We start from the raw sequence: 7,186 nt of genomic DNA, 5'->3' as shown, positions 1-7,186 counted from the left end.
ATCCATAAGAGAGCAGCAATTCGCGGTTCAGATTCTTGTCCCGGTACTGATCCCAGATCCCCTGAACGGAAAAAGGTTCAATCAGCCCGTTATAAGTGTAATACCAGGCGCCGGAGTCTGGCCCTTCAGGTGTGGTAATGAAATGAGTGAGCACTTCACTGCCGTCAATGCCTCTCCAGTGAAACGTATCATGGGGCATCCGGTTATATTGGCTCCAGCTGATTTTGGTGGTCATGAATGTATCAATTCCCGATTTCCGCAAAATCTGCGGCAGCGCCCAGCTATAGCCAAAGACATCCGGCAGCCACAAATATTTGCAGTCCACACCAAATTCCTCCCGGAAAAACTTCGTCCCGTACAGAATCTGACGCACCAGTGACTCCCCGCTGGTCAGGTTACAATCCGCCTCCAGCCACATTGCGCCACCGGCTTCCCAGCGCCCTTCTTCAACCCGCTTGCGGATTTCCGCATAGATCTCCGGGTAATCCTCCTTGATGTAAGCATATAGCTGAGGCTGGGTCTGCAAAAATATATATTCCGGGTACTCTTTCATCAGCCGGAGTACGGTGGAGAAGGAACGTGCCGTCTTTTCCCGGGTATGGGTCAGCCGCCACAACCACGCCACATCGATATGGGTGTGGCCGATTGCGGTTACGGTTACAGGATGCTTATGCTCAATCAGTGCCAGCTGCTCCAGAAGAAGGGACTCCGCCTCCTGGACGGAAATGTAAAAGTCTGCGCTGCCCGGTTTGGACCAATCCAGCTTGTTGAATGCCCGGTTAAGCACCATCAGCAGTTCCTGCTTCTCCGGCTGATTATCCGCAAGCTGCTTGTATGTGGAGAGGGCCGCGCGGCCGGTATAATACAAATTATCAGCTGCCTCATCCAGCCAAGCCAGCTCTGCGCGCACGATCCGGTGCTCCTGGGGAACCGGACGTCCTCCGCCTTCCAGTCCCGACCATAAGCGGAAAGTGAAGTCCAGCGTCTGCCCTGCGGCATTCTTCTCCAGAAAGACCTCCTGGTGGTTGGAATCCACGCCCTGATAAGGCTTGCCGTCAATATATAGCAGCGACTCGAAGCCGCTATTGTTGCCCCCTCCGGTCCGGCCGAAGTCAAAAATTCCGACCACGCGTTTCCCACTCCACCCTGCAGGCACTTCCACTGCCCGCTGAAGCCAGATGTACACATCCCGTCCGGTCCAGTAATCCCCGTGTTGAAGTTTGCTATCTCCTTCAAGTTGTGGCGGGTACATCCCATTCGCCCCATCTTTATCCTCCACCGCCAGCCAATCATTCAGCTTGGCAATCTCACGGTAACGGTATCCTTCCAGCTCCCGCAGCCGGGCAGCCAGCTTCTCCTCTGTCCAAAACATTTGCCCATCCTCCTCTTATAACACGTGTTATATTTAATGGAAACGGCTGCGCCGCCCTTGTCAAAGGACAGCTAACCGTTTACGCGCTTTCGCCTGCCCTTAACACCGCTGGCAGCCATATCTTTCCGGCCTTCTCTGGGGCATCTCCGGCTTCAATAAGCTTGAGCACACGGCGGACCGCTTCTTGCCCCATGCCTACGTAGGGGATTTCCACACAGCTTAAGGCCGGCAGGCTCAGACGGTGGCCCTGGATTGTGTTGTCTGCCGCCATCACACGCAGCTCTTCACCGATGTGCAGACCCAGCTTACTTGCTGCCCGGTACAAATCAGGAATTCCGCTGGACCAGTTCACCAGCAGCGGCGGCATTGGCTTCCCGATCTCCGACAGCTTCAGGAGCCATTCCTCCCAATCCACCCGCCCTTTCAGCTCGGGAAGCCGGAACCAAAAAGGGCTCATGCCCCGTTCGCCACACCAGCTTGTATAGGCTTCCCTGCGGGTCCGCTCCGCCCAGCTGCGGACGCCGTTATGATACACCTCAGCATACACCGGAGCCAGCAGCTGCGGGGTTCCCGGCCGCAGTAAATACTCCAGAGCCAGTTCCACACTGCCCTTGTAATCGGCCAGTACAGAGCATACCCCTTCCGCCTCGGCATAGCCTTCCACGGAAACATACGGAACACCCGCCTCGCTGACCTTGGCGGCCCATTCCTCATCGTGATAGCTGGTATCATCCAGCGTCACGATGCCATCGATCTTCCGCTGGCGGTAGAGATCCACCAGCTCATCTCTCGCTTCGCCGTCCGGCCGGTGGCCCGGCGAGCAGAGCAGAATGTGATAGCCATGCGCCTCACATTCCTGCTGCATGCCCTCCAGCAGCCGCATGAACAGCGGATGCCGTGTGTCGCCGAACGCAGCCAGACTCATGCTGCGGCCCGTCTTCATACTCCGCGCCTGGGCGTCCACATGGTAATTTAATTCGCGGATTGCCGCCAGCACATTCTCGCGGGTCTCCGCGCTGACGCCGATGCCCGGCGTATCATTCAGTACCGCAGAGACTACGCTGCGGGATACTCCGGCCAGCTTCGCAACATCGTAGCTGGTCACTCTTTTTTTGCCCATATCAGCACCTCGGCAAGAGTATAACACGTGTTATATTCATTGTATACCCTCATTATGGAAAAGGACTGAACGGGTATTCATCCAACACCGGCAGACAATCGGAATGCAGCAAAAAGGGACAGCAACAGTCTTTTACGGCTTCTGCTGTCCCCTATTCTAAATATTAGCCCTGTTCATTATTTCACTCTCGGGGCTGCAAGCAAGCTCTCCACAATATAATCGAGCTGGGCATTGAGCGAATAAATATCACTGTAGTAGGAAAGTCCAAAATCAATCTCCAGCAGCCGGCCGTCTTTGACCGCAGGAATGCTGTTCCAGATCGGATCCTGGGTCAGATCTGCCATCCCTTTATAGGAAGACCGGAAGATATAGTCCCCGCTGTATTTCGCGAGCACTTCAAAGGACACGGGTTCGCCGTCTCCACCGGTGGCGGAATCGATCTTTTGCTGAACCATTTCCGGCGCCTTCATTCCCAGGTATTCATAGATCACCTGCGAGCCGCGGCCGAACTGTTTGCGTGTGACCACGGCCATGCTGCGGTCATTGCCGCCTTCCATAATCGATATGGTATGGTCAAGAATGCCGGCTTCCTGAAGCTTTTGCTTGCTTTCCTCTACGTTGGCGTGGAACCCTTCGAACAGCTTCTTGCCCTCTTCCTCTTTACCAAGCACTTGTCCAATAAAGGAGACCCGTTCTTCAGCGGTCATCGTCTCAAAAGGTACCACCACGGTTGGAGCAATGTCATGAAGCGCTTCATAAGTATCCTCCGATGGAACGATAATCAGATCAGGATTCAGCGAGAGAATGACTTCAGGGCTCGCTTCGAACCAGCTTCCCAGCTTCTGCACATCCTTCAGCTCCGCCTCGAATGCGGCTCCTTCGTACACGTCGGATACGCCTATGGGTTTCACGCCCAGTGCCAGCACATCGCCCAGCAGATAGAGCACGACTACACGCTGCGGATTCGCCGGGACCTCAATATCTCCTTTTACCGTAGAAATTGTGCGGGTCTGCGCATCAGCAGCAGGGCTTTCCGTGGCGGCAGTAGCGCCTGCTGAAGCGGATGGAGAAGTAACCGGAGCATGGGTGCCGGAAGCGGATGAACTTCCTGTTCCTGAAGAACAGGCACTTAATACTAGGGTGAAGCATAACAACAGGGTAAGTAAAAGAGAGGGTTTTGTATTTCTGAACATGGATAATGCTCCTTCTGAATTATATTGATAATGATTATCATAATCAATATAACGAAGGAAAACATCATCGGCAATGTCATATCTGGCAACTACGGATGACATTTCCGGCCAACGCTCCGTATTCTGGAGTGAATTTTTGTATTTTACAGGTGAGGCTCCATAAAATTTCTTGAACATCCGCCCAAAATAGTATCCGTCCGGATACCCCACAGCGATTGCAATATCATGCAGACTGGCTTCAGTGTTCAATAGCAAATCCAGCGCTTTTTCCATGCGGATGCGAATTAAGTATTGTGCTGGACTGGTCTGAAGGCGGGCTCTGTACAGTCTGGACAACGTTCTGGGGCTGCTGCCTACGGATTCAGCCAGCTTTTCCAGTGTGAAAGGCTCACTATAGTGATTCTGCATATACCGGATGGCCAGATCGAGCGGATCTGGTCTCAGCGGCTCAAGGTTCTGGGCATGCAGTTGCCAGAGCAGCTCGTGTGCCCATTGATAGAACAGGGCTTTGACCTGTAAGTGCTCAAGCGCTCCGCCCTTCTGCCACTCCTGATACATGGTGTTCAGCTTATCGAATAATGTCAGTGGATTGCCTGGAACGAAGGTGTACTGGTGATTAAAGGGATTGCTGCGCTCCAAAAGTGGAAGCAGATTTTTGCGATCAGGAAGCATTGGGACAGATTTATATAGAACTAAGTAGTACTCCAACGCCTCCGCTATCCGCAATATCTCTATCACCATGCCCTTGCCGCCATGAATGATTGTTGCGCTCTGGAATTCATAGATATAATCGTCTACAAGCACCTTGCCACTGCCGCGGATGACATATAGAAAAGCGCTGGCCGGCAGCTTGTACCTTCCATCCGCAGCGCTGCCGCTGAAGGAACTGCGGCGGATATCTATAATTTCTATGAACGAGTGATTCCACAGTAAAATGTGGTCCTTCAGATTCATGGCCCTCTATCAACTCCCATTCTTTCATACCGTGATTATAGATGATAATCGTTCTCATTTGCAATAAAATGCTGTGATTTCTCCGGCCCATTCCGCAAAGGATTCTCCTGTGTCCATAGCGAAAAATAGCAATCCTACGCCCCATTCGGTCATTCCTACTTGTTATGCATACCTCATCATGGGTACAATTAATTATTAGTACGTGTCATTCATACAAAGGATAGGTGAAACAAATGCAGAATTTCGGATTCGCAAGAGTCGCTGCCGCTTCCCCTGAATTGCGGGTTGCCGACTGCGAGTTTAATGCAGCGCAAATTATAGATGTCATCCGGCAGGCGGATGAGAATCAGGTCGAATATCTGGTGCTGCCGGAGCTGTCTATTACCGGCTATACCTGTGCGGATTTATTCCTGCAGCCGATGCTCCAGCAGGCTGCGCTTACAGCACTGCAGAAGATCACCGCAGCTACTGAGGGGCGCAATCTGATCGTCATTGCCGGTCTGCCTATTGCTATAAAGAGCAGATTGTTCAACTGTGCTGCCGTGCTGCAGCAAGGCCAAATTCTGGGACTTGTCGTGAAGACCTGCATCCCAGGTTACAGTGAATTCTATGAGCCCCGCTGGTTTGCCGGGGCCGAGGAGCTTGAGGTCTCCGAGCTGCGGGTTGGTGCAGCGGTTGTCCCCATCGGCAATGATCTGATCTTCACCTGTGAAGGCAGCGGCGGGCTATCCTTCGGTGTGGAAATCTGCGAGGATCTCTGGGTTCCGGTTCCTCCGAGCAGCCTGCTCGCCCAGGCCGGAGCCACGCTGTTGTTCAACCCTTCAGCCAGCAATGAGCTGGTAGGCAAAGCCGACTACCGCCGCCAGTTGGTCATCAGCCAGTCCGCCTCCTGCATCGCAGGCTACGTCTACGCCGGCTGCAATACCGGCGAATCGACTACGGATGTCGTATTCGGCGGCCACTCGCTGATCGCCGAGAACGGGCAGATGCTCGCTGAATCCGAGCGCTTTACCCATGAGAGCCGGATCATCATTGCCGATATCGACGTGCCGAGAATCCAGTATTCCCGTACGGTGATGGGAACCTTCCGGGCCGGCAAGGGCGGACGCAATTACCGCGAGGTGTTCTATACCGCTCCGGGCGTCCATCATGCGGGACGAAAGCTGGTCCGCAGCATCGCCGTGAATCCGTTTGTACCCGGCAATCCCCAGCAGCGGGACGACCGCTGCCGGGAGATTCTTGCGATCCAGACCTCCGGCCTGATGAAGCGCATCCGCCACATCGGCACCAAGCAGGCGGTGATCGGCATCTCCGGTGGCCTGGACTCCACGCTGGCGCTGCTCGTCGCCGTTCGGGCAATGGAGCTGCTCGGCCGTCCGGCCAGCGATGTACTGGCTGTTACGATGCCAGGCTTCGGCACGACGAACCGCACCTACGACAACGCCGTCGGCCTTATTAAGGCGCTCGGAGCTTCGCTCAAAGTAGTGGACATCAAAGACGCCTGCCTGCAGCACTTCGAGGATATCGGCCATGACAAGGATGTTCACGACCTGACCTATGAGAATGTTCAGGCCCGGGAACGCACCCAGATCCTGATGGATCTGGCCAACAAGAACGGCGGCATTGTCATCGGCACCGGGGATCTGTCAGAGCTTGCCCTCGGATGGTGTACTTATAACGGAGACCATATGTCCATGTACGGCGTCAATTCAGGCATTCCGAAGACGCTCATTCAATATGTCGTCGCCTGGTATGCCGATCACGAGGCGGACGAAACCGTGAACAAGCTGCTCTACGACATCATCGACACGGGAATCAGCCCTGAGCTTCTGCCGCCATCCGCTACAGGAGAGATTGTCCAGCTCACGGAGAATATTCTCGGGCCTTATGTAGTGCATGATTTCTTCCTGTATTACATGCTGCGGACCGGCGCTTCTCCCGCCAAAATGTTCTATCTAGCCCAGCATGCTTTTGGCGATACCTATCCCAAGGAGCAGCTGTTGAGCTGGCTCCGGGTATTCGTCACCCGCTTTTTCACCCAGCAGTTCAAGCGCTCCTGCCTCCCGGACGGACCGAAGGTGGGAACGGTCAGCCTCTCACCGCGCGGCGACTGGCGCATGCCAAGCGATGCTTCTGCCGCTCTATGGCTGCGTGAAGTGGAAGAACTCTAGGCGGCAGCCGCTTAACCGCAGCCATTCAACAATTCAACAATTGAACAATTCAACCATTCATTGCATACAACCGGCAAGGGGCTGTCTCATAAGTAGATTTTCAAAAAAAAGAAACAGCCCATATGTATTCAAGAGGCAGTAAAAAGACAGCAAGGCCGCGATTCTCCTGTTATTGGAGAATCGCGGCCTTGCGTTTTTGGTCCACCGTGGCTTGCTTCAGCATATTATGGGCAAGCGAAAGCCAACCGACCTCAAGCGTCACTTTTTCCATGCCGCGAAGCAGAAAGCGCCGGAAGCCCCGGTTATTCTTCAGTTGTCCAAATACGCTTTCCGGTTCCGTCATTCGGCGTACGGCCAGGGCATAACCTTCCTCGCT

The 7,186-nt window shown here is 54.1% G+C and carries 5 protein-coding genes; 1 reads left to right on the top strand and 4 read right to left on the bottom strand.

Annotation, left to right across the window (positions count from 1 at the left end; translation table 11 throughout):
- The 3 genes from A3842_RS06220 to A3842_RS06210 all read right to left on the bottom strand — a co-directional run.
- Positions 1–1,372, bottom strand: a 1,372-nt coding sequence (locus A3842_RS06220; protein WP_143186172.1) for an alpha-mannosidase, incomplete at its 3' end; no start/stop codon positions are given.
- A gap of 79 nt (positions 1,373–1,451) precedes the next feature.
- Positions 1,452–2,492 carry a LacI family DNA-binding transcriptional regulator gene (locus tag A3842_RS06215; protein WP_074100794.1) on the bottom strand — a complete coding sequence of 347 codons (1,041 nt, stop codon included), beginning with the start codon at positions 2,490–2,492 and terminating at the stop codon, positions 1,452–1,454.
- Positions 2,493–2,668: 176 nt separating this feature from the next.
- Positions 2,669–4,639: an AraC family transcriptional regulator gene (locus A3842_RS06210; RefSeq protein WP_074100793.1), complete on the bottom strand. Its 1,971-nt coding sequence runs from the start codon at positions 4,637–4,639 to the stop codon at positions 2,669–2,671.
- A 233-nt stretch (positions 4,640–4,872) separates the two neighbouring features.
- Here A3842_RS06210 and A3842_RS06205 point away from each other — a divergent pair, with 233 nt between their 5' ends.
- On the top strand, positions 4,873–6,810 hold the full coding sequence (locus A3842_RS06205; RefSeq protein WP_074100792.1) for an NAD(+) synthase: 1,938 nt from the start codon (positions 4,873–4,875) through the stop codon (positions 6,808–6,810).
- A gap of 169 nt (positions 6,811–6,979) precedes the next feature.
- Here the strand turns inward: A3842_RS06205 and A3842_RS06200 are convergent.
- The coding region (locus A3842_RS06200; protein ID WP_074100791.1) for a transposase at positions 6,980–7,186 on the bottom strand (207 nt) is incomplete at its 5' end.

The sequence above is a fragment of the Paenibacillus sp. P3E genome (assembly GCF_001909045.1).
Taxonomy (GTDB): Bacteria; Bacillota; Bacilli; order Paenibacillales; family Paenibacillaceae; genus Paenibacillus_AQ; species Paenibacillus_AQ helianthi.
The sequence above is the reverse complement of the archived record's forward strand: the minus strand, read 5'-3'. Positions and strand labels throughout refer to the sequence as shown.